19 protein-coding genes are annotated in these 23,025 nt (G+C 66.3%); 8 read left to right on the plus strand and 11 right to left on the minus strand.

Translation table 11 applies throughout. The annotated features are described in order from the left end of the window. Positions 1-78: 78 nt before the first annotated feature. From IPK27_15720 to IPK27_15730, 3 genes are all read right to left on the minus strand, one after another. The gene (locus tag IPK27_15720; protein MBK8069010.1) at positions 79-345 is read right to left on the minus strand and encodes a hypothetical protein; all 267 of its coding nucleotides are present in this window, start codon (positions 343-345) and stop codon (positions 79-81) included. Beyond that, positions 332-5,287, minus strand: coding sequence for an RHS repeat-associated core domain-containing protein (locus tag IPK27_15725; GenBank protein ID MBK8069011.1), 4,956 nt, complete (start codon positions 5,285-5,287; stop codon positions 332-334). The genes IPK27_15720 and IPK27_15725 overlap by 14 nt, the downstream gene beginning before the upstream one ends. A 96-nt stretch (positions 5,288-5,383) precedes the next feature. Continuing rightward, on the minus strand, positions 5,384-5,524 hold the full coding sequence (locus IPK27_15730) for a hypothetical protein (protein MBK8069012.1): 141 nt from the start codon (positions 5,522-5,524) through the stop codon (positions 5,384-5,386). Between IPK27_15730 and IPK27_15735 the strand changes: the two genes are divergently transcribed. After that, positions 5,512-6,102 (plus strand): CocE/NonD family hydrolase, encoded by a 591-nt coding sequence (locus tag IPK27_15735; GenBank protein ID MBK8069013.1) that lies wholly within the window; start codon positions 5,512-5,514, stop codon positions 6,100-6,102. The genes IPK27_15730 and IPK27_15735 overlap by 13 nt on opposite strands. 70 nt (positions 6,103-6,172) lie before the next feature. Beyond that, on the plus strand, positions 6,173-6,598 hold the full coding sequence (locus tag IPK27_15740) for an MAPEG family protein (GenBank protein MBK8069014.1): 426 nt from the start codon (positions 6,173-6,175) through the stop codon (positions 6,596-6,598). A 115-nt stretch (positions 6,599-6,713) separates the two neighbouring features. On the opposite strand, the gene IPK27_15745 is transcribed toward IPK27_15740, so the two are convergent. The 5 genes from IPK27_15745 to coaBC form a co-directional block, all read right to left on the minus strand. Next, positions 6,714-7,889: a class I SAM-dependent rRNA methyltransferase gene (locus IPK27_15745; protein MBK8069015.1), complete on the minus strand. Its 1,176-nt coding sequence runs from the start codon at positions 7,887-7,889 to the stop codon at positions 6,714-6,716. Between the two features lie 141 nt (positions 7,890-8,030). Beyond that, positions 8,031-10,346, minus strand: coding sequence for a proprotein convertase P-domain-containing protein (locus IPK27_15750; protein MBK8069016.1), 2,316 nt, complete (start codon positions 10,344-10,346; stop codon positions 8,031-8,033). 238 nt (positions 10,347-10,584) lie between these two features. Next, entirely contained in the window at positions 10,585-12,915 is a 2,331-nt protein-coding gene (locus IPK27_15755; GenBank protein ID MBK8069017.1) for a phosphomannomutase/phosphoglucomutase, read from the minus strand. A gap of 226 nt (positions 12,916-13,141) precedes the next feature. Continuing rightward, positions 13,142-13,597, minus strand: coding sequence for a dUTP diphosphatase (gene dut / locus IPK27_15760; protein MBK8069018.1), 456 nt, complete (start codon positions 13,595-13,597; stop codon positions 13,142-13,144). A gap of 11 nt (positions 13,598-13,608) precedes the next feature. After that, positions 13,609-14,787, minus strand: a complete 1,179-nt coding sequence (gene coaBC / locus IPK27_15765; GenBank protein ID MBK8069019.1) for a bifunctional phosphopantothenoylcysteine decarboxylase/phosphopantothenate--cysteine ligase CoaBC — start codon at positions 14,785-14,787, stop codon at positions 13,609-13,611. Positions 14,788-14,925: 138 nt separating this feature from the next. On the opposite strand from coaBC, the gene radC reads away from it, so the two are divergent. The 3 genes from radC to IPK27_15780 all read left to right on the plus strand — a co-directional run bounded on the left by radC (position 14,926) and on the right by IPK27_15780 (position 18,052). Next, on the plus strand, positions 14,926-15,612 hold the full coding sequence (gene radC / locus IPK27_15770) for a DNA repair protein RadC (protein ID MBK8069020.1): 687 nt from the start codon (positions 14,926-14,928) through the stop codon (positions 15,610-15,612). A gap of 231 nt (positions 15,613-15,843) precedes the next feature. Further along, on the plus strand, positions 15,844-16,986 hold the full coding sequence (locus IPK27_15775; protein MBK8069021.1) for a hypothetical protein: 1,143 nt from the start codon (positions 15,844-15,846) through the stop codon (positions 16,984-16,986). Then, positions 16,973-18,052 carry a hypothetical protein gene (locus IPK27_15780; protein MBK8069022.1) on the plus strand — a complete coding sequence of 360 codons (1,080 nt, stop codon included), beginning with the start codon at positions 16,973-16,975 and terminating at the stop codon, positions 18,050-18,052. The genes IPK27_15775 and IPK27_15780 overlap by 14 nt, the downstream gene beginning before the upstream one ends. Here IPK27_15780 and IPK27_15785 read toward each other — a convergent pair. Together IPK27_15785 and IPK27_15790 are read right to left on the minus strand one after the other, a co-directional pair. Beyond that, on the minus strand, positions 18,039-18,455 hold the full coding sequence (locus IPK27_15785) for a group 1 truncated hemoglobin (GenBank protein ID MBK8069023.1): 417 nt from the start codon (positions 18,453-18,455) through the stop codon (positions 18,039-18,041). The two genes, IPK27_15780 and IPK27_15785, sit on opposite strands and share 14 nt — an antisense overlap. Continuing rightward, positions 18,452-19,294: a DUF3034 family protein gene (locus tag IPK27_15790; GenBank protein ID MBK8069024.1), complete on the minus strand. Its 843-nt coding sequence runs from the start codon at positions 19,292-19,294 to the stop codon at positions 18,452-18,454. Before IPK27_15790 ends, IPK27_15785 begins: the two co-directional genes overlap by 4 nt. A 78-nt stretch (positions 19,295-19,372) precedes the next feature. Between IPK27_15790 and IPK27_15795 the strand changes: the two genes are divergently transcribed. The 3 genes from IPK27_15795 (at position 19,373) to IPK27_15805 (ending at position 22,182) form a co-directional block, all read left to right on the plus strand. Beyond that, positions 19,373-20,599, plus strand: coding sequence for a multifunctional CCA addition/repair protein (locus tag IPK27_15795; protein MBK8069025.1), 1,227 nt, complete (start codon positions 19,373-19,375; stop codon positions 20,597-20,599). Positions 20,600-20,727: 128 nt separating this feature from the next. Then, positions 20,728-20,892, plus strand: a complete 165-nt coding sequence (locus IPK27_15800; protein MBK8069026.1) for a periplasmic nitrate reductase, NapE protein — start codon at positions 20,728-20,730, stop codon at positions 20,890-20,892. A 330-nt stretch (positions 20,893-21,222) separates the two neighbouring features. After that, positions 21,223-22,182: a TerC family protein gene (locus IPK27_15805; GenBank protein MBK8069027.1), complete on the plus strand. Its 960-nt coding sequence runs from the start codon at positions 21,223-21,225 to the stop codon at positions 22,180-22,182. Positions 22,183-22,186: 4 nt separating this feature from the next. Here the strand turns inward: IPK27_15805 and IPK27_15810 are convergent, their stop codons facing one another. Then, positions 22,187-22,852, minus strand: coding sequence for a hypothetical protein (locus tag IPK27_15810; GenBank protein MBK8069028.1), 666 nt, complete (start codon positions 22,850-22,852; stop codon positions 22,187-22,189). Between the last annotated feature and the right edge of the window lie 173 nt (positions 22,853-23,025).

Consider the following 23,025-nt stretch of genomic DNA (forward strand, 5'->3'; position numbering starts at 1 on the left):
TCCGGGTTGTCCTGAGCTTCGTGAGTTTGACCGACGAGGGCTGGCCGCCCCGTCCTAGTCACCCCGGCTTGCGCGCGCCTACTCTGACAAATGATTCATCGGCGCTGAACATCCGAACTTCGCCGATATTTCTTCCAGCACACCGACGATCCTCGCTCTATCCCTCACGTCTTCATTGAGCAAACCGCCAACATAGTCTGCCAAATCTAGGAAGCGTCCAATTTCCTTGTTTGACATGTTCGATTCCACCATCCAGCGCGCCCAGACAATAAGATCGTGCAACACCAGGATATCACTACTTTTCACAGAAACCCCCTGCTGACGCTCCCTTTCACTGCGGATCAAGATCGAAATCCACGTCTTTGATTGGCGTACCCCGACTTCCCGGTTGAACTTGAATTGGCGGGAGGACGACACCATTTTGCGTAGCCTCCTGAACTCGCATATACCGATCCATTGCAACGGGAGTCGAAACGTCGATAGATGACTTATTAGGAGAGAGTAGCGCGGCTACAGGAATATCCTGCGCGCCCCCTCCCGCGACCGTCCCGGGAATTGTAGCGTTCCCGACTAAATCCGCTGCTTTGGCGCGACGAACACCGTCAATTATTTCAAACGTTTCCCCAACTGCCTTTGCACCAACCGTGGTCGCAACAACGAGCGACGTGGTTCCCAATGCCTCGCCCGCACCTGCTTCCAATGCGGTGGCAGCGATCGTGTTCGCCGTCGCTGCATTCCCCAACCACGCCGTTACAGCTGCATCGATCGCGAGCGGAAGGGCAAAGACTGCAACTTGTACGGCAATCGCAACTTTTGCCTCAGTCGGAGACAGTTTCGGTTGCGCCATCTGGTACCTGGCATTTGTATAAAAACTGCCGGCATCCCGTCCGTCAGGATCGACATTCGTTATCGGGTTGTTATTGGCATACCAGTATCGATTAAAGCTCAGCGCATTGGCGGGGACGGGGTCTGGGCTGATGAAGCGCATTGCCACCGGGTCATAATAGCGCTGTTGCATGTAGATGAGTTGGGGGTCGGGGTCGGTATCGTGGCCGGTGAAGCCGGGGCCTTCGCGGTAGATGCCGTCCTGCGGGGCACCGTAGGCATCGGCGATGCTGCGCTGGATGACGATGCCGGTGCTGCTTGTTTTGACGCTCGGGCTGCTGCGATGGTCAGTGTGCAGGTAGCTGAGGGTTTCGCCGCCGCCGCTCATTGGGAGTCGGCGTTCGGCGATCAGTTGGCCGTTGAGATGGAAGTAGTCGATGCGGGTCTGGTTGCCGCTGTCTTCGGTGCTCAGTAGTTGTCCGGCGCGGCTGTAGACCTGCCAGCGGGTGCCCCACATCGCCTCGGTGGTGCTGACGCGGTGGCCGTGGGCGTCGTAGCGGTGTTGGATGCTGGGTAGCGGGCTGTTCAGGCGGTGCGCGTGGTCGAATACAAAGGTTTCGGTGCTGGAGATCAGGGTCTCTTCAAAGCCGTTGCTGAATATGCGATCGGGTGCGCCATCTCCCGGGCTGGTGCGCCAACGCGTGCGACTGCTCAGCTCGCCTTTGGTGTTCCAGCCGAAGCTGATGTCATGAGGGCTGCCAATGGTGCGGATGCGGCTCAGGCGACCAGTGCCGGATTCGATGTCGTAGCGGCGGTCCACGCCGCGCTGCACAGTGCGCCGCAGGCGATCGAGCGGGTCGTAGGCATAGCTTTCAGTGCTGCTGCCGCTGCTCGGGGTGGCATGCACGGCCGTCAGGCGGTTCAGACCGTCATATCCCATCTGGCGGCTTTCTGATGCGCCGACCACGCCGTCGATCTGTTGACTGAGGTTGCCACGGGCGTCGTAGATCAGTTGGTGGTCGAGGTGGACACCACTGTTGTGCTGGTCGGTGATGCGCTCGGGCAGTTGGCGGGCGTTGAGCAGCACGCTGCGAGTGCCGCCGTGGCCGTAGCTCAACCCGGCCAGGTGGCCGCTCGGGTGGTAGTGGATGTTGCTGGCGTAACTGCCTACTTGGCGGGCTTCGCCGTAGGCATTAGGGGTGTAAGCCACGCTCAGGCCGCCGGGATAGCGCAGATGGCTGATGTCGCCATGCGGGTTGTAGGTCCAGTCGATCGCGAAACTCTTACCATCGACCGCGAGGGCTTCGCTCTCCAGCAGATGACGGTGGTTGTAGCTGTAGGTCCATTGGTTGTGCTGACTTGCCCAAGACACCGGTGCGGTGCCGGATAGTTGTCCGACGGTGGCGGTGAGTTGAGTTCCGTCTGCGGCCCAAGTGAAGCCCACATCGTCGGTCGGGCTTGGGTAGTCGATCGCTAACGTGCGATCCCGCGCGTCATAGTGCTGGGTGGTACGCTCACCGACCGGGACATTCCCCTGCTGGCAGTCGCTGGTCGAGTCCAGGCTGTTCTGTCCCAGCGCGTGCCAGTTCAGACGGCCTTTGGCGTCGTACTGGAAAATGCTGACGCCTGCATCCGGCTCGATGATTTTGCACAGGCGTTGCTGGGCGTCGTACACGAATCGGCGCGTTTGACTGAGGCTTTCGTTCTGCTGGATGTCGGGGTTCAGCCAGGTGCCGCTACGGGTTAGGCTGATTGGGTTGCCGTAGAGGTTTCTCGCCCAGGTGGTGGTCACCCCCTCGGGGCTGTCGATCTGCAGCGGGGCATCGGTCTCAGGGCGGTCGAAGGCCTGATAGGTGGTCGTGGTGACATAGTGGTCCGCATCGGTGAAGCGCATCCGGAACGGGCTGAGGTAGTCCGTTTGGGTGGTCAGCTCTCCCAGCTCCGAATCGGTGTGGGTTTCGGTGACGCGGCCCAGCACGTCATAGAGCGTTCGCACACCTTGCAGTACGAGCAGGTAGTCGCTGACCGACCCAACCGGGTAGGCAGTCAGCGTCACCCGGCGCTCGAGCAGGGGATGCCAGCGAGCGTCGTAGTACGTGGTATGCACACGGCTGCCGGTGCTTTCGGTGCGTCGCCAGTGCAATCCGCTTAGGCCGTAGTCGGCGCTGGTATGGCGCGTGTAGGCGATTTCTGTGGGCGACCACGCTACTGTGTCGGCGCTCGGGTAGCTGATCGAAGTGAGTCGACCCAGCGGATCGTAGCCGTAAACATGCACGTGTCCCTCCTCGTCGGTGCGTGAGGTGATCCGGCCGCGACTGTCGACGACGGCGGTCGCCGTGCTGCCATCGGGATAATCGATCTGCTGCGGAATACCGCGCTGCCAGTTGCTGAGGATCAGGGTCTGATCGACAGCATCGGTGAGGGTATGCGCCATGCCCTCGGGATGGTAGGTGAGGGTCTGCTGCCGTTGACCAAAGTGATAAACCTCGCGCATTTGCGCGGTCACCGGGTCGTAGACCGCACGGGCGACTTCGCTGCCGTTGACGTCGATCTGCAGAACTTGCCCCAGCAGCCAGTGCCCGGTGTGGTGCGCATAGCTGGTCAGTTCGGTCTTGCCGTGGCCGAGACTGGAACTGCGAATCACGCTCAGTGGAAACGCGTAGGCATCGAAGGTCGTGGCCTGCCAGCTGAAGGTCGCGCCATCCTGGGCGATCACCTTGCTCTCCAGCGGCAGATAGCGCTCGGCAGGAAAGGCATCGCCGCGATATTGCGGCGATAGTCCGATCGGTGTGGGATACGCCTGTCCGCCCTCGCTCAGCCGATAGCTGGATGTCTCTGTCCGGAGCACGCCCTGCAGCGTGTCTCCCAACAGGCCGCTGGCCTGCTCGACCTGCAGCAACTTGCCCTCGTTGCCTTGAAAGCGGGTGCCGAAGCGATAGCGCAGCACCTCGCCGTCGGGGCCCTGGATTGTCGTTTGCGAATAGTCCGGCGCGGCTCCGCAATCCACCACGAAACAGAAGCTCGGGTGGTAGCGATAGGTCCATTGCAGGCTGCCCAGGCCCGCGCCCGTAAGGGTCTTCTGCTGCAAGCTCAGGACATCGTAGCTGAGCGTGTACCACGAGTAGTCATCGGAGGTCGGCCCGGCCGGCCCCTCGTTGATACAGACTCGCGGCACCTGCGTACGCCCATGCATCTGCGGGGCCACGGTAAAACTCGCGGTGGCCCCGCTGGGGTGCGTCAAACTGCCGCTGTAGCTGCCGCTGATGGGCTCGCCACGCCCGTAGCAATTGGCCGGGCTCTCATCGCCGCGTTCATACAACAGGCGCGCACTGGCGAGAGCCGCCAATTGCAGGTCCCAACGACTGCCATCCGGCAGTGCGACACTGCCAAGCGAGTGGTTTGAGGTCGGCCCGCTGCCGCTGCCAGTGTAGTCGTAGATCCAGCTCGAAACGCCGTCGCTCGCACTTTGTACATGGCCATTGTTGTTGTAACTCAGCGTGATGGCGCGGCCATCGGTGGCGCTGATGCTCTGTAACCGGTCGCCGACCCAAGTATAGGTCACTGCATTGTCGAAGCGGTCCTCGACACGGGTGAGCATCAACCGTACCTCAACCCGAGCCAGCTCGGCGGGTGAGCGATCCGCGATCACCGGCGTGGTGGGCCGCGATACCAAGTGCGTAAAGTAATAACGCAGGCCATCCGGCGCGTGGCCAACAAACTGCTCGCCATTCCCCGCGCAACTGAAGAACCAGCGGCCGTTTGTCGCCCAGTAATACGGACCGCCAGTGCTCGGCTTGGGCTGCGTGCTCGCCGGATCGACCCACAGCAACTCGCCACCGTCGTCCGGTGCATGCAATTGAAAGCCATGCCAGTACTCATGCGCCTGAAAACTGGCGGTCGGATCGCCGTGATAATCGCTCGGGGGAACCTGCGGCGGCACCGCTTGTATCGCCAGCGGCACTGCACAGCGCTGCATCGTGTGCCCACCGGGAGCCGACACGACCCAACCTGTGGACGCAGCGAACGTGCCCGACAAATAGGGCACATCCATCTCCCAATCCGCAAACGCCGCCAAACGGAGATTGTCATTCCCGCGTTTCGGCTCGACCGTGAAACGCCGAAGCAAACGCACCGGCAATCCACTGTTGCCCGGCAGATCGATATCCGTATGCACAAACGACAAGGCGCCGGTTTGCAGGTTGACCTGCTCCCCCATCAGATCCGGACCCAGCGCCGCCAGGTTCCGGCGTTGATCGATCAGCTTGGCGTGCTCCTCGCTGACGAAAATCAGAGATTGATCGGCAAGAATTTCCGCAGGAATCGGCACGACTGCGGCCACCTGCGGCGGCGGAAACTGCGCCTCGAACCACGCGTCTGCAGACGCCACTCCACTGGCCAGCAACCACACAAGAGGAATGCACTGCGCCAGGCGGCGCACAGTCACGGAACGAACGCAGTCCATCAAGATCGGGAGCCAAGGGAGAGTGAGGAAGTTAGCAGTAGTCTCGCGGGAGCGCCAAACCTCTCACCCTGAAACGCAGGGAGTATTGAGTCACACTCACGGTTCGAAGTAGCCGGCGAAGATCTTCGGCGGGGCGGACAGCGCCAGAGCGACACGGAAGACCCCGCGGCCGTGGGTGAACGCGAGCAGGGTGCGTGTGCCGAAGTAGCTAGTGAACGCCAACCATTCAGTCGACAAGTTGGGGAAGCCGGTCAGATCGGCGGCCTTGGTGGCTCCGCTTTGCCGCGCGCCGTCCCGATGTGCTGGTCTACCAGACCGAGCCACTGGCCGAAGACCTGAGCTTCGCCGGGCCGCTACACGCGGACTTGTGGTTCAGCACCAGCCAGACCGACGCCGACGTCGTGGTCAAGCTGATCGACGTGGCGCCCGGCGAGCCGCAGGGCTGGGACGATAGCGACCACGAATCGGGTCGCCGCAACCGCGGCGGGCAGCAGACGCTGGTGCGCGGCGAGCCGATGCGCGGGCGGTATCGCGAATCCTGGGAGACCCCGCTGCCGTTCACGCCGGACCAGCCCACGGAGGTCTCCTTCGCAATCAACGACGTGTTCCACACCTTCAAGCGCGGCCACCGCGTGATGGTGCAACTGCAGTCGAGCTGGTTCCCGTTCATCGATCGCAATCCGCAGCGCTACGTGCCCAGCATCCATGCGGCCAAGGCCGAAGACTATGTGCGCGCCACCCACCGACTGCACCGTGGACCGCAGCAGCCGAGCAGCCTTGAGGTGCATGTGCTGCGGGCGACGGACGCCCGCTGATGGCGGTTCTGGCTCTACCGGGCGCACCGCGGTTTTCGCAGTATCGAATGAACCAACAGGAGCGATGACCATGACCCCGAATCCGCTGCTCGGCCCCGTGGTTGCGCTGGTCGCCTGGACCCTGGTGATGTGGCTGTGGATGTACGCCACGCGAATCCCGGCGATCCTCAAGGCGCGCATGCGCCTGGACCCCAACGCGCCACGTGGCGAGCAGATGGCCACTCTGCCCCCGCGGGTGCGCTGGAAGGCCGACAACTACAACCACCTGATGGAGCAGCCGACGCTTTTCTATCCGCTCGTGCTGGCGCTGGTGCTGGCTGGGGATACGTCGCAGACCAGCCTGCTCCTGGCATGGGCCTACGTCTTTCTGCGTGTGGTCCACAGCCTGTGGCAGGCGATGAGCAACGTGATCAAGGTGCGCTTCGCGCTGTTCCTGCTGTCGACCCTGCCGCTGTTCGGGCTGCTCTGGCGCGCCGCAAGATTGCTGTGGGACTGACGTCGGACAGGCTGGCAAACTGCGTCTGACGCCGTATCACGACCGGGGTCCCCGTGGCTGTTCCGCGCTCTCGGAGTCTCCACGTTTGATTGAGCCATTCCGCAGCGACTGGCCCTCAGTACACGCGACAGAACACCGACTTCAGGTAGCGCGATTCCGGCACATGCGCCAGCCAGGGATGGTCGGCGCCGGCGCCACGCACTTCGAGGATCTGCACCGTGCGGTTCGCGTAGAAGGCCGCGCGACGGATCATGTCAAGGAACTGCTCCTCGCTGACCAGGCCAGTGCAGGAACAGGTCAGCAGGATGCCGCCCGGCTTGACCACACCGAGCGCCAGCTTGTTCATGTCCAGGTACTTCTTCAACGCCGGAATCACCTGCTCGCGATCGCGCGTCATCTTGGCCGGATCGAGGATTACGGTGTCGAAGCGCTCGCCGTTGTTCGCCGCATCGCGCAGCCAGGGAAAGATGTCGGCGTGCACGAAGCGCACCGGTGCCTTGTTCAAGCGCGCGTTCTGCTTGGCGATCTCCAGCACTTCCTCGTCGAGGTCGACTGCCACCACTTCGCTAGCGCCCGCCGCACGCGCGTAGACGGCGAAGCCGCCGGAATTGCAGCACAGGTCGAGCACGCGCTTGCCGGACGAGAACTCGCCGAGGCGTTTGCGGTTGTCGCGCTGATCGGCAAAGAAGCCGGTCTTGTGCTTCAGCCCGGGCGCTACCTTGAAGCTCAGGCCATGCTCGCGGATCGTGGTGGGTGGCGGCGGCGCCGGCACCGAGCAGTCGAAGCTCTCTTGCTTCGCGACATGCTCCTCGGCGAACCAGTAGAACTGATGCTGCGGGAAATGCTCCGCCAGCGCGCGACGGATCACGTCGCGCTGCTTCCACATGCCGGCCGAGAAGTACTCGATCACCAGAGTATCCGCGAAGCGATCAACGATCAGCCCGCTCAGGTCGTCGCCTTCGGAATGCACCACGCGATAGGCATCGGTGACCTCGTCGAGCTTCAGAATGTCGCGACGCAATTCCAGCGCTCGCGCGATGCGGGCACGAAAGAAGTCGGCGTCGACGGCTTCGTCATGGCGCTCGGTGAGGACCCGCAGGGCAATGCGTGAGTGTCCGTTGTAAAAGCCGCGGCCCACCCATTCGCCGGTACGGTCTTCAATGTCGACCACGCTGCCAGGACGCGGTTTCGGATCCGGCTTCTCGACCATCTTCTGAAAGATCCAGGGATGGTTGGATCGGCGCTCGGTCTTCAGCCGCACCAGCGGCAGGGGGGGAGTTTGTTCGCTCATGGGGCAGATCATAGCGGCTGGTGGCAGCGCGCGACGACGCGGAGGAGATCGCTCGCTTTGCGGATTCCGAGCGTGGTCGCATAAAGCAGAAGGGGCGGCCTCGCGGCCGCCCCTCCTTCATCTACAACAGTGACTCAGGTATCAGCTTTGACGACGGATGGCGACGATGCCGCCCAGCGCCAGCATCAGACCGAGCAGCAGCAGCGCGGTGCGGCCCATCGTCGGGATTTCCTCGATGAGTTCACCCACCTGCACCGTCACGCCCGCCGAGTTGTTCGGATCGACCGGATCGGCCGTACCCGCTGCGACCGAAGCGCGGACCGAGTTCAGGTTGACGTTGTTGCTGTAAGCGACCACCGACATCACACGCTGCGCGGCCGGGGCCGTGGCGCCCGCCCAGGTGCAGGTGATCACGCCGGAGTTGCCCACCTGCGGCACGGTGCAGCTCGCGCCCGCAGCGGTGTGGCCGGTGTAACGGAAATCAGGCGAGAGCGTGATCGACACCGCCACGTTCTGCGCGTCACTCGGACCGAGGTTGGTGGCCGTTGCCGTGAAGGTGACCGGCTCGTTCACCAAGACCTGCGTGGCGGAGGCGGTGATCGCCACCGACAGATCCGCCTGCGTGGAGACCGCAGTCGTCGCGGACGCCGTGTTGTTGCCCGGGTTCAGGTCGACCGTGGTCGTCGCCACCGTCGCAGAACCATTGATCGTGCTGCCACTGACCGCCGAGGCGGAGACCGCGAAGGTCGCCGTGATCGTGCTCGAACCACCATTGGCCAGCGGGCCGCTCAGGGTGCAGACAACCGGGCTGCCGGCGCAGCTGCCACCGGAGGAGACCGTGCCGGAGACGAAGGTGGTGCTGGCCGGGACCGGCAGCGTCACGGTGACATTCTGCGCAGCGTCCGGACCCGCGTTGCTGACAACCGCGGTGTAGGTCAGGTTGGTGCCTGCGGTAACCGGATCCGGAGCATCGGCCAGCGTGACCGACAGGTCGGCTGCGAGCGGGCACACGGTGCAGGTGCCGGTCGGCGCCGGCGTCAGGATCAGTTCCCAATCGACCAGGCTGCCGGTGTCGCCGCCGGCATTGTCGCTGATCGTCAACGTCCAGTTGCCGTTGCCGGACTGGCCGTTCAGCCCGGACAGCGCATTCACCGGAGCAGCCGTGGTCACCGGCCATGCGCCGGACGCGGCGCAGACCGCTTCCGGATCAGCCGCGCCGTCCTGGAAGGTGACGTTGATGTTGTCATTGGCGCAGCCGAAGGTGCCCGCCGGCACGCCCGGACGATCAAGCAGGGTCAGCGTGGTGCCGCCCGGGCTGGTCAGCGTGATGACGATGTCGCCCACCCAGGTGTGGGTGGCGTTCACGCGCACCTGCGCCGAGGTGATCGGGCCGGCCATGTTGGCGACGGTTGCAGTGCTGGACACGCCGGCCGGGTTGTTGTCCGGAATGGTCCCGGGCAGCCCGGCGTAAGTGATCGCGGCCGAGCCGACGGTATCGGTCACCGGGAAGCTGAAATTGCCTTCGGTGCTGGCCACGTTGAGAGTGAAGTCCAGCGCGGAGAAGCAGGCAACGCTCTGATCGAGGCGCACGGTATAGGCCGCGGTCCCGGAACCGCCGTCGGCGATGGCGCCGTAGTTGCCCACGCCGTTGACGATCATGACACCCGCACTCGCAGTCGACAGCGTGCCGACCACGTTGGTGAAGGCACCGCCGGCCGCATTCAACGGGATGTTGAAGGTCAGCGTCTCGCCCGGCTCCGGAATGCCGTTGTTGTTGGCCGGGACGGACAAGCACGCATCGGTGCCGGTGACCGTGCCGATGTCGAGCACCGGGGTGCCACCGACGGCGGCGTCGCAGGCAGCCTGATTGGTGCAGGTGAGGCCAATGCCGGCGATGACGGCCGGCATGACGGCGTCGCGCCAGTTGGCGTCCACGCCCGCGCCGTCATCGTAAGATTCGAAGAACTGCAGGCGCAGGATGCCGTCCGCGCCGACGGTGATGTCGTTCAACGGGATGCTGGACAACGCAATCACGCCACCGCTGCTGAATTCCATGTCGCCGGGGGCATTCTGGCCGATTCCGACGGTCAGGTTGATCGCGTTCGGATCGGCACTACCAGTGGAACTGGAGAACTGTACGACGGCTTCCGAGAGCCAGCTCAGGCCTACCGACGCGACGCCTACGTCCCAGCTGATGCCGGTCACCGCGTTGCCCGCGCCGATGTTGAACTCGAGCACATCGTTGGTCGCTTCGTCGAGTCCATCGACGCTCCGGATTCCGGCGACGGACACGCCAGCCACCGAGCCTTTCGGCGCCACAGGCACGCCCGACAGTGAGCGCACCTGACGGTCACCCTGGCTCAGCAGGACTGAAGGATTCCCCTTGGCCGCGTGGGCCAGACCGGCCGTCATCATCGCGAGCGCGATGCATGAGACCTTCGCAATTCCCAGTTTCATGATTCTTTTTCCCTCGGCGTTCCGCCGTCCAGCCCACAAGGCGCATGAGGGGCTCTACGGCCCCGACACTCGTAACAGCACACGAAAGCTACTGCATTCTGAACCAATGATCAACCATGACTGAACGCCGCAAGCCGCCCGCAAGGCGCTCGTCGAACCAGAAAAATGCGGCAAGTTGCTGATTTAAATAGGGCTCGCTCCGCAGAGAGACCGTAACCGAGCGCAATGGGACCGGGAATCAGAAGGGCAACGACAGTTTGCTGTCGACCGCCAGCAACTGGGCCCGGAACACCCCCTGGATTCGCGCAAGGGAATCGCCGTCGGCCGCGTCGAATCGCAAGACCAGGCTGGGCGTGGTGTTGGAACAGCGCACCAGCCCCCAGCCGTCCGACCAATCGGCACGGACACCGTCGATGGTGGTGATGCGTGCGCCATCGAACCGAGCGCGGTCGCGGAACTTCTCGATGAAGCGATAGTGTTCACCCTCGGCCATCGTCACCTTCAATTCCGGCGTGCCGACGCCTTGCGGCAGTTCCTCGAAGATCTCATCCGGATCGCGGCCGTCGGCGGCGACGATCTCGAGCAGGCGGCAGCCTGCGTACAAACCGTCGTCGAATCCATACCAGCGCTCCTGGAAGAAGAAGTGACCGCTCATTTCGCCGGCGAGTTCCGCCCCGGTCTCCTTCATCTTGCGCTTGATCAGGGAGTGCCCGGTCTTCCACATGATCGGACTGCCACCGTGACCAAGGATCACGCCGGACAGATGGCCAGTGCACTTGACGTCGTAGATGATCGTCGCGCCCGGCGCACGCACCAGGACGTCGCGCGCGAACAGCATCAGCAGACGATCCGGGTAAATCACCTGCCCGCTCCGCGTGACCACGCCGAGACGATCGCCGTCGCCGTCAAAAGCCAGACCGAGATCCGCCTTCATCTGCTTGACCGTGACGATCAGGTCCTGCAGGTTTCGCGGGTCGCTGGGATCTGGGTGGTGGTTCGGGAAACTCCCGTCCACATCGCAGTACAAGGGCACCACTTCACAGCCGATCGCTTCGAACAGGCGCGGTGCGATCGCCCCGGCGATGCCATTGCCGCAATCGATGACTACTTTCAGCGGCTGCTCCAGCTGGATGTCGCCCGAGATCCGCTCGATGTAGTTTTCGATCAGGTCCATCTGGGTCAGCGCGCCGCGGCCGCGCTCCATCCGGTCCTCGACGATGCGCGCGTACAAGCGCTGGATGTCCTGCTCGGCGAAGGTGTCTCCGCCGACCATGATCTTGAACCCGTTGTACTCGGGCGGATTGTGGCTGCCGGTAACCATCACACCGGAGCCGGCATTCAGATCGTGCGTGGCGAAATACAGCAGCGGCGTCGGCACCGCGCCGATGTCGATCACGTCGCAGCCGGCTGCCAACAGCCCCTTGATCACGGCTTCGGCCAGTTCCGGACCGCTCCGACGCCCGTCGCGACCGACAAGGACCGTCTGCAGCCCCTTCGCGCGAACCTCGGATCCAACCGCCTGGCCGATCAACTGCGCCACTTGGACCGTCAGGGTCTGCCCGACGACCCCACGGATGTCGTAGGCGCGGAATATGCTGCGGTCGATGGCCGCAGGCTTCGGCACCGGCGCGGCAGGAGGACTCACGGCCTGGGCGGCAACGGGCGGCGCTTCCACCGGCGATGCGGGCTCGGCTGCGGCGGGTGGCGAAGCCGCTTCGCGCGGGCTGGCAGCTGCCTGTTCGGCAAGCGTAGGTTCTGCGGGCGGCGGCTTGCGCAACGTTAGGCGCATCCGCTGCGAGAGTTCCGGCTTCAGACGCACGAAGAGCAGCGCCAATGCGGCCGCAAACGTCAACAATGCAACCAGACCGTTCGCAAACGACGACCCCGGCCCGACGAGAATGAATGGCTCGGGGACGCGATAACCAATGCGCAACATGGCTCCTGGAATCGGCAGCATGCTGACCACGTCAACCTGCGAGCCCTCGAGCGCCTGACCACTGCCCGTCGCACCTTGAATGAGCGCCAGCTCGACTCCCCCGGCAGCGAGTTCACTGAATGCGACGCGCAGCGCCTCGTATGCGATCTTGGCCAGCACGAAGCCGACGATCTGCCCATCGGTGGTCACCGGATTGACCAGCACGAGCTCCTGCTTGCCACCGGCCGAACCATGGACCTGCGCGGGCGCCGGCGCACCGGAGCGCGCGGCAGCAAGGAGCATTTCCGCGTTGGCATACCCGAAGCTGGCTACGTCGGAGCCGATGGCGGTCAACGCATCACCGACCAGGAAGCGGCCATCGAGGACCTCGGGCATGCGCTCGCGAATGGCCGCCAGCGCACGTTGGGAGTCGCCCTGCCCACCGGCCCTGAAGTACAACGCCACTTCCGGATGCAGCAGGGCTTCACCGAGCTCCCGCTGGACTTCGCTGATGAAGCCGGCCAGACCCTGGCGCGCCTGGGCTGCCGTACGCGCGGCATTCTCGCGGATCGACTCGGCGCGCCCCGCCTCCCATGCCTGGAAGGCAAACAAGGCCGATGCTGCCAGAAGCAACGCAAACAGAACCGCGCCCATTGCGCGCTCGGCTCCCGAATTGCCGCCCTTGCCCGGGCCAGCCCCCGGACCGCCGCGCTTGCCCTGCCCGGCACCCGGCTTTCCCCTGGACAACAGATCACGTAAAGATTGCACGCCTGTACCCGTCTGCAGTCGGATCATTCCACCGGCCCCGACCGGAGATCACCGGACGGGCATCCAGCCTCCGCTGGCCCAAGGCCGTCGGCGGCGAGGCGTCTAGTCTCGCCTAGGCACGGCCGCTATGTCCAAAGCCGCCGCTGCCACGCTCGCTCGCTTCGAAGCTGTCCACCACTTGCAGGCGCGCATGCAGCACAGGCACCAGGATCAGCTGCGCAATACGGTCGCCCGGCTGGATCGTGTATGCCTTGGCCGAGCGGTTCCAGCAACTGACCATCAACGGGCCCTGGTAGTCGGAGTCGATCAACCCGACCAGGTTGCCGAGGACGATGCCGTGACGCGCACCCAGGCCCGAGCGCGGCAGCACCAGCGCGGCGACGTTCGGATCCGCGATGTGAATCGCAAGGCCGCTGGAGATCAGCTGCTCCTGGCCCGGCGAAAGCTCGAGCGGCGCATCGATGCAAGCGCGCAAATCGAGACCGGCGGAACCCGGCGTGGCGTACTCGGGCAGCGGCCACACCGAGCCGATGCGCGCATCCAGGATGCGCACGTCCAGATCGAGCACGTGCGGGCGGCTCACGCCGCACCTGCCAGGCGCGCGGCGATCAGTTCCACCAGACGCGCAGCGAGCGCCCGCTTGCTGCCGCGGCCCAGCTCGCTGGCGCCGTCCGCCGAGATCAGCGTCAGGGCATTGTCGTCGCGGTCGAAGGCGGCATCCGGGCCGACCCGGTTGGCGACAATCAGGTCGAGCCCCTTGGCCTTCAGTTTTGCCTGCGCATAGGCCAGTACATCGCGGGTCTCGGCGGCGAAACCGACCACCAGGCGCGGGCGCGGCCCGGCGGCCAGCTCGGCGATGATGTCCGGATTGCGCACCAGTTCCAGGCACACGGTGTCAGCGCCCTTCTTGATCTTGTGCTCTGCGGCCTGCGCCGGGCGGTAGTCGGCCACCGCGGCGGCGCCGATGTAGGCGTCGGCGCCCGCCGCCTGGGCCAGCACGGCCTCGCGCATCTGCAGTGCGCTGCGCACATCGGTGCGCTGGCAGCCCGGCGGGGTGCCGAGCTGGACCGGCCCGGCGATCAGCTGCACCGCCGCCCCCGCTGCGGCGGCGGCCGCGGCAATGGCAAATCCCATCTTGCCGGAGCTGCGGTTGCCGATGAATCGCACCGGATCGAGGTCCTCAAAGGTCGGCCCGGCGCTGACCACCACGCGACGCCCGGCCAGCAACCGGCTCGCCGGCAGTGCCAGCGCGTCGAGGATGTCGCCGGGTTCCCACATGCGCCCCGCACCGACCTCGCCGCAGGCCTGACTACCGCTGGCCGGCCCCAGCATGCGCACACCGCGGGCCGCGAGCACGGACACATTCTCCTGCAGCGCCGGATGCGCCCACATTTGCGCATTCATCGCCGGGGCCAGCGCCAGCGGCGCCGCGCTGGCCAGGCAAAGCGTGGTCAGCAGGTCGTCCGCAACACCGCCTCGCAGCCTTGCGATCAGGTCGGCGGTGGCCGGCGCGATCAGGATCTGGGTCGCCCAGCGCGCCAGTTCGATATGGCCCATCGCTGCTTCCGCGGCCGGATCCCACAAGGTGGTTCTGACCGGGCGGCCGGACAGCGCCTGGAAGGTGGCGGCGCCGACGAAATGCTGCGCTGACTCGGTCATCACCACCTGCACGTCGGCCCCGCGTTCGCGCGCGCGCCGGACCAGTTCGGCCGACTTGTAGGCGGCGATGCCGGCACCGACGCCGAGCAGCAGGCGCATCGAGGAAAGATCGGACACGGTAGGAAAATTCGCACGCAACTGACGTCAAAAGACTACCGGAAAATCCGCTCCATCCGATTGGGCCGGGACCGGGGTCGGCCGGATGCTGCGGCGCATCCATCCCGGAGCGCCTGAAGCATGAGCGAGCACCACCCGATCCATCAGTGGCCGGAGGCGGAGCGCCCGCGCGAGCGGCTGCTGGAGCACGGCGCGGCGCGCCTGAGCGACGCTGAGCTGCTGGCCCTGCTGATCGGCAGCGGCACCCGCGGCCGCAGCGCGGTGGAGGTGGCACGGCTGCTGCTGGTTGCCTGCGGCGACTTGCGCGGCGTGCTCGATCGCAACCGCGACGACCTGCCGCAGGGGCTTGGCATCGGCGCGGCGCGCTGGGCCGTGCTGCAGGCCAGCGCGGAGCTCGGGCGACGCGCACAGGCTGCCACCCTGCGCCGCGGGGCCGCCATCGCCGAACCCGCGGACGTGCAGCGTGCCTTCCGCGCCCGCCTGCGCGACGCCGAGCACGAGGTCTTCTGCGCGATGTTCCTCGATGCGCGCCACCAGGTGATCGGCGTCGAGGACCTGTTCCACGGCAGCCTGACCGGCGCGGCGGTCTACGTCGGCGTGGTGGTCAAGCGCGCGCTCAAACTGGGCGCCGCGGCCCTGGTGGTCGCGCACAATCATCCGTCGGGAATCGCCGAGCCCAGCCACGCCGACCGCGAACTCACCGAGCGTTTGCGTCAGGCGCTGGCCCTGGTGGAGATCCGCCTGCTCGACCATGTGATCGTCGGCGATGCGGACAGCTTGTCGTTTGCGGAGCGTGGGTGGTTGTGACGAGGGCACGAGGGAACGAGGGCAGGAGGGCAGGAGGGCAGGAGGGCAGGAGGGCAGGAGGGCAGGAGGGCAGGAGGGCAGGAGGGCAGGAGGGCAGGAGGGCAGGAGGGCACGAGAAGGCTCGCATTCCGGCGATGCAACGCAAGTTATCGTGTCGATCTTCAACCTTGTTCCATCGATCAGAAGCGCAGTCTGATGCTGCTTCGTGTCCTGACGTTCCCTCGTGCCCTCGTGCCCTCGTGCCAGCACCCGTATACTCACCACGTCGCCACCACCGATGCCGACCGCTGCCGCATGCCCGTGGAACTGGTCACCGCCCTGCTCGATCTGGACCGGAAGTTTCCGGCGGACGCCAGCGAGTCGCGCGTGCGCACGGTTTCGCACGCGGCATCCTTGCTGCGCGTACGCCGGCCGGACCTGTTCGCGATCATGTCCGAGATCGGCCAGGGCTACCTCGATGCCTTCGGCGCGGAACACCAGCCGCTGCTGCAGCGCGTGCAGGATGCGCTGGCGGTGAGCTTTGCGCGGATGGCGACGCGCCACGGCAGCTGGGGCAACGATCTCCACGAGTACCACAACGAGATGCACTCGCTCGAGCTGCTCAACGGACGGCTTGCGCGAGTCCGCCTGCAATTGGGCTGGCACGCGCTCGAATACGACGACTGGCTGCTGCTGGCGCTGTTCTCTACCTGCCATGACCTACGCCAGCGCGAAGCCGCGGATTTCTGGCACGACATCGGCGCCAATGAGCGCGCCAGCATCGCGGAGACCTTTCGCCTGCTCGACCAGGTGGGTTTCTCGCGCGATCGCGACGCCGAGTTCTACCTGCGGCTCGGCCTGATGATCGCCGGGTCCACCTTCGATGCGCGCCCGGCGGCGCCGAATCCTTTCAATACCGCGGAGGTCGCCTCCTCGGGCGGCTCGCTTGCGCCCAAACTGGTGACCGAGCTGGCCGAGGGACGCTCCGCGGAGGCATTCGACGCACAGACCGCCAGGCGCGCACGCCTGATGCTGATCGCGGCGGATCTCGACACCGCGAATGTCGGCGAGCCTTTCGCCTCCTTCGCCGGCAGCGCCGTGCGCCTGGTTCAGGAGCGCGAGAAGCGCGCCGGGCGTGCGCTGGACGCCACCGAGTCGGCGCTGCCGGTGTTCGATTTCCTGACCTCCGGCCAGGAACGCTATTTCTTCGAGTTGCACCGCTTCGTTTCGCCGCTGGGCCTGGAAGTGTTCGGCAGCGGCAAGAGCAACAATGCACCGAAAGTACGCTGGCAGAGCGAGCGCATGCGCGAACGCTTCCCCGGCGGACCGGCGCCGGGACTCACGGGTCAGGACGTGATCGACGTCTTCCTGCGCCTGGCCGATGAGGCCGGCTGAACCGGCGAGCGGCGGACTCCTGCTGGTTCCGGTGTCCGGCGGCGACGGCAGCGGCGAGTTGCAACGCGCGCGACTGCTGGCACGCAGCGCGCGCATCCGCTGGCCGCGCATGCCGATTGCCATCGCTGCGGCTGCCAGTTCGCTGGCGGGCTGCCGCGACCACGACATCGAATACCTGCCGCTGCCCGCTTCGCCCACTCGATGCACACGCGAGGTCGCCGCGCTGATCGCCGCCCGGCGCCCGGCACTGACGCTGTTCGACAGCACCGCACGGCCGGCACAGCTGGCCGCCGCAACCGCGGTCGGCGCCGGTGTGGTTTACCTCAGTTCGCGGCCGTCGGCACGCCGGCGCGGATTCCGGCCGGGCGCGTTCGCGCGCATCGACGAGCACTGGTCGGTCGAATTCGATCCGGACGGGCGCCTGCCGAACCTGCTGCAGCAGCTGATGCTGCGACTGCGCCCGGCACTGCGTTGGCGCGCCTTCGGCAGCCTGCACGAGACCGCGGATGCCACGCGACTGCCACCGGCCGTGCGCGATTTCGTCACTACGGGTCCATACGCCGTGTTCTGCCCGGGCGGTGGCGGCGGCCAGGTCGATGGCCTGGCATCGCCGGCGGCCTACACCCAGGCAGCCATACGCAGCGGCTTGCGCGCGGTCTGCGTGCGCGCCGATCACGCGCCCGGTTCGGCAGAGATCGACGGATCGACCCTGACGCTAGGCCCGCTGGACAATGCCGCGCTGATGGCCTTGCTCCAGGGCTGCGAGATGGCCGTGCTCGCGGCCGGCAGCCTGCTGCTCCAGGCGCTGTCCTGCGGCGCACCGTGCATCGCCGTGCCGCTCGCGGGCGACCAGGGCAAGCGACTGCGACTGCTGGCGGCGCGCGAAGCCGTCGTTGCCAGCGATGCGACCGTGACCGCGCTCGCCGACGCTGCATCGCGGCTGTGGCGGGATGCGGCGGAGCGGGCGCGGCTGCGCCGGCGCGCCAGCGCGCTCGGGCTGGCCAACGGCCTGGACGCCGCACTGGACGCGATGTCTCGTTGGCTGGGGCTAGCTACTGGCGGATGACCTCGGCGCGCATCTGCGCCAGCCGCGCAAGCAGCCGGTTCTGCACCGGCAGCGCGATCCCGGCGCGCTGCATCGCGCGCTCCACGTCCTCGACGAACCAGTTGAACTCGCGCTCGCTGATGTCCATCCCGCTGTGCGCATCTTCCATCGGCAATCCGGTGTACTCGCAGGGTCCGTCGGCGACCATGCAGACCTGCTCGATCAGGCGCTCGCGGAAGTACTCGGTCTCGGTCTGCGCGAACAGCTCGCCGATGCGCGGATCGGCCTTGACCTCGACGATGATCGCGTCGACCAGCGTGGTGACGCCGTCCTGGCCACCGAGGGCGTCGTAGAGCGAAGTCTTCGGCATGCTCGCGCAGGCGGCCAGCAGCAATGCGAGCAGACCCGCCAGCCAGCGCCTCATGGCGCGGATCCCTGCAGGCTGAGGTAGTAGCCGCGCTGCCCGGGCAGGCCGCCGACCGAGCCCAGGTCGACGTGCGCGAGCGCCAACTGGAAGTGTTTCGACGGAATCCAGGCGACGAACACATCGCGCCAGTCGTCCTCGCGCGCGAACTCCAGGCGATCGGGCTTGGCGCGGTACTCGGCGCCGACCAGCCAATCGGCGCTCAGGAACACCGCAAGGCTGCCCTCGAGCGTCCAACTCCGCTCATCGCTGAAGCCGGCCAGGCCCAGCTGGTGCGCTTCGGTCGAGCGCAGCGTCAGGCTGGCAAGCGTGCGCCGGCTGCCGATGCCATCGATCCACAACTTGCTCGCCGCAAGGTACACATCCAGCCCGCGGTCGTCCTCGGCCGAGGCGAGATCGACCAGGTCGGCGTCCCGCGAGCGCTTCCATTGCACGCCCAGAGCCAGCTGCGGCGCATTCCCGTAGACCAGGTCGCCCGCGAGACGGAGCTTCGCGCCGATCACATCGGTATCCAGCCGCGCATCCGGCCACAGCCCACGTTCGACCAGGCCATCGAGGCCCAGCGACATCCGCGCGAACGACAGCTCCAGCCGGTTGCGCCAGCCGAGTGCAACCGCGGCCGCGCGCACGTCGAAATCGCCGGTATCGATGACGCTGCCGGCGGCCGACAGGTCCCACTCGCGCCCCTCGCTGTGGCCGGCGATCGTCGCCCACGGCACCAGACCGCCGCCCGCCGCGCCCTCCAGCGACACGAGGCCGCCGCTGCCGCGCAAGCGGCCATCGGCGGCGCTGGCATCCAGCGCCAGCAGCAGGCATGCGCAGCACCAGCGAAGTCGCATCCGTCATCCACTCGCGTAGAGTCCCGGCTGGATTGTAGCCGGCGGACGAAGGCCTTGAGCGACCCCCATACCCACGGCATGCAGGTGTACCTGGTCGGCGGCGCGGTGCGCGACCGCCTGCTCGGGCGCGCCGCGGGCGATCGCGACCATGTGGTCGTCGGCAGCACGCCGGAGGCCATGGTCGCAGCCGGTTTCCGCCCGGTCGGCGCGGATTTCCCGGTGTTCCTGCACCCGGTCACGCAGGAGGAGTACGCGCTGGCACGCACCGAGCGCAAGAGCGGGCGCGGCTATGCGGGCTTCACCTTCCACACCGGCGCCGAGGTGACGCTGGAAGACGACCTGCGCCGGCGCGACTTCACGATCAATGCGATCGCGCAGGACGCCGACGGACGCCTGGTTGATCCTTTCGACGGTCGCGGCGACCTGGAGCGGCGGCTGCTGCGGCATGTCTCGGACGCCTTCGTCGAGGACCCGGTGCGGGTGCTGCGCGCGGCGCGCTTTCTCGCGCGCTTAACCCCGCTCGGATTCCGCCTGGCGCCGGAGACCCGCGAACTGATGCGCGCGATGGTGGTCAATGGCGAGATCGACCACCTGGTGCCCGAGCGCGTCTGGCAGGAACTGCGCCACGGGCTCACCGAGGCGCAGCCGAGCGCCTTCCTGGCCACGCTGCGCGAGTGCGGCGCGCTCGCACGGCTGTTCCCGGAGATCGATGCGCTGTACGGCGTGCCGCAGCGCGCCGAGTTCCACCCGGAGATCGACACCGGGATCCACCTCGAAATGGTCCTCGACCAGTGCCCACGGGTGGCGCCGGGCGACGACCTTGTCGCCTGGGCAGCCTTGGTGCACGACCTCGGCAAGGCGCTGACGCCGCGCGAGGAATGGCCGCGACATGTTGCCCACGAACACCGCGGCCTGGCGCCTGCGCAGGAACTGGCGACACGCCTGAAGGTGCCCGCCGAGCACCGCGACCTGGGCCTGCTGGTGTGCGAACACCACCTGGCGATGCACCGATTGGACGAACTGCGGCCGACCACCCTGATGAAGCTGATCGAGCGCCTCGACGGCTTGCGCAAACCCGAGCGCGTGCGCCGCTTCGCGCTCGCCTGCGAGGCCGACCACCGCGGCCGCCTGGGGCTGTCGGATCGCCCGTATCCGCAGGGTCAGGCCTTGCTCGCTGCGCTCGCCGCCGCTCGTTCGGTCAATGCCGCGGCGTTGGTCGAGCGCGGGCTCAGCGGTCCCGCGCTCGGTGAGGCGCTGCGGCAGGAGCGCGTCGCGGCGATCGCGCAGGTGCGCGGCTCCGCCTGAGTTCCCCGGGTGCCCGCGCCGTCCATCGGCGCCGCAAGCGTGCGTTGCTGGTGCATTGCGCGCCGTCTACCATCCCGGCCACACGATTCGTCCGGCCGCGACGCATCGCCCGGTCCGCGGAGTTGCCCATGTCCGACGCCAGCGACACCGAGCAGAGCCGCCAGCGGCGCGAACTGCGCTCCTTCCTGTTCCTGACCGTGGTGCTGTTCCCGCTGCTGGCGGTGCTGGTGGTCGCGAGCTTCGCTGCCATGATGTGGATCTGGCATATGATCGTTGGGCCGCCTGGCGGCTGAGCAGCGCAGCCGCGTCCCGCATTCGTCGTTTCGTTTGGCCACAAGGCACAATGGCAGCCGCGATGACGACATGCCCTTGACATACGCCCGCTTGCATCCGCGCGGCCCGACCGCCACACTTCGTGATGTAGAGGGGAGTAGCTTTTCGCGAACTGGTCGTCATCACGCGTGCAACCGCACGCCGGCCACTCGGCGCATCGCCAGATGCGCAAGCAAGACCTCGACCGCACCGCGTGCGCATGGGCCGGCTGCTGACCGGCCCATTCGCCGTTGCAGGTCGAGGGGGGTCCTCGTCCGGGTGCGGATGCATCAATGCACGGGCGGGGCTGCATGGAAACGATCGGTACCTGGTGGATGTGGGCGGGCTTCACCGTCCTGGTGATCGTCGCACTCATCATCGACCTGCTGGTCATGCGCCAGCAGGGCGCGCACAAGGTCTCTTTCCGCGAGGCGCTGCAGTGGTCGCTGGTCTGGATCGGCCTGGCGCTGGCCTTCAATGCGGCGCTCTGGTGGTATGTCGATTCGGTCGGCGGGCGTGAGTTGGCCAACACGAAGGGCCTGGAATTCCTGACCGGTTATCTGGTCGAGAAATCGCTGGCGGTCGACAACATCTTCGTGTTCCTGATGATCTTCAACTTCTTCGCGGTGCCGCTCGAGTACCAGAAGCGCGCGCTGATCTTCGGCGTGATCTGCGCCATCGTGCTGCGCGCGCTGATGATCCTGCTCGGCGCCTTCCTGATCGCCAAGTTCCACTGGATCTTCTACGTCTTCGGCGCCTTCCTGCTGATCACCGGCGTCAAGATGGCGCTGGTCGCGGACGAGAAGCCGGACCTGGAACAGAACCCGGTGATCCGCTGGGTGCGCAAGCACATGAAGATCACCACCGAGTTCGATGGCGAGAAGCTGCTGACTCTGCGCGACGGCGTACGCTACGCCACCCCGCTGCTGCTGGTGATCCTGATGATCGGCGTCACCGACGTGATCTTCGCGGTCGATTCGATCCCGGCGATCTTCGCGATCACCAGCGACCCGTTCATCGTGCTGACCAGCAATGTGTTCGCGATCCTCGGCCTGCGCGCGATGTACTTCATGCTCGCCGACATGGCCGACCGCTTCCATTTCCTCAACTATGGCCTGGCCGCCGTGCTGTCTTTCATCGGCATCAAGATGCTGATCATGGACTTCTACAAGATCCCGATCGTGGTCTCGCTGGGCGCGGTGTTCGTGCTGGTGGCGGGCTCCATGGTCGCCTCGCTGCTGATCCCGGCCAAGCCCGAGCGGGCGGCCTGAGGGCTCAGAACCGGATCCGGCCGCGCTTTCGCCGGCCGGGTTCGCGCGGCTTGCGGGTCCCCAGGTTCACCAGCCAGCGCATTCCCGGCCGCTGGCACAAGGGCAGGGGCTGCTGCGCGAAGCGCTCGCTGTGGGCGTTGAAGACGCTGGCCGCCAGCAGGCCGAAGTAGACCGCCGGCGCCAGCGCGAACAGGCGTAGCGGCGGCATCTCCTGCACCTTGTTGTATGCCGCAACGAACACGATAGCGATGCCGATGCCCACGCCCAGGCGCGCCACCATCCAGAACAGGGTGAAAGCATCCTCCGCCAGCGCGGACGCCCTGTGCGCTTCCAGTTCGACGTCGCCGCCCGCTGCGAACAGGCTGGTCACCACACCGAAAAGCGCCCACAGCACCCCGAGTGCGGCGTCCGGGATGGTCAGGTACGGCCCACCGGTCATGGCCACGAGGATCAGGATCAGGGCGCCCTGGCGGCCGAAGTGGCGCACCCGCTCGCGCGGGGTGCGGCCCGCGCGCAGGCTCTGGGCGTAGAAGTACTGGAGGACGGCGATCGGCAGCTGTGCCACGGTCAGGCCGATCACCCCCAGCGAGGCATCGCGGTCGAGCACGTCGCCATCGAACACGCAGGCAAGGCACAGGGCGCTGGTTGTGAGGTAAATGCTGGACCCCATCAGGGAGGCGAGCAATCGTCGGCTGGCGGGGATCATCGGGTCGTTCCTGGGTCGTGCCGCGGATACAACGCTTCCGGGCGGGAAAAGCGGACGCAGCCAGCGCCGGCCAGGCGCGCGTGCTGAAGGCGACTGTCTAGCTCGAGTCGGGCGCCGTATCCTCCCGCGTTCACTTT

Source organism: Rhodanobacteraceae bacterium (genome assembly GCA_016713135.1).
GTDB lineage: Bacteria > Pseudomonadota > Gammaproteobacteria > Xanthomonadales > SZUA-5 > JADKFD01.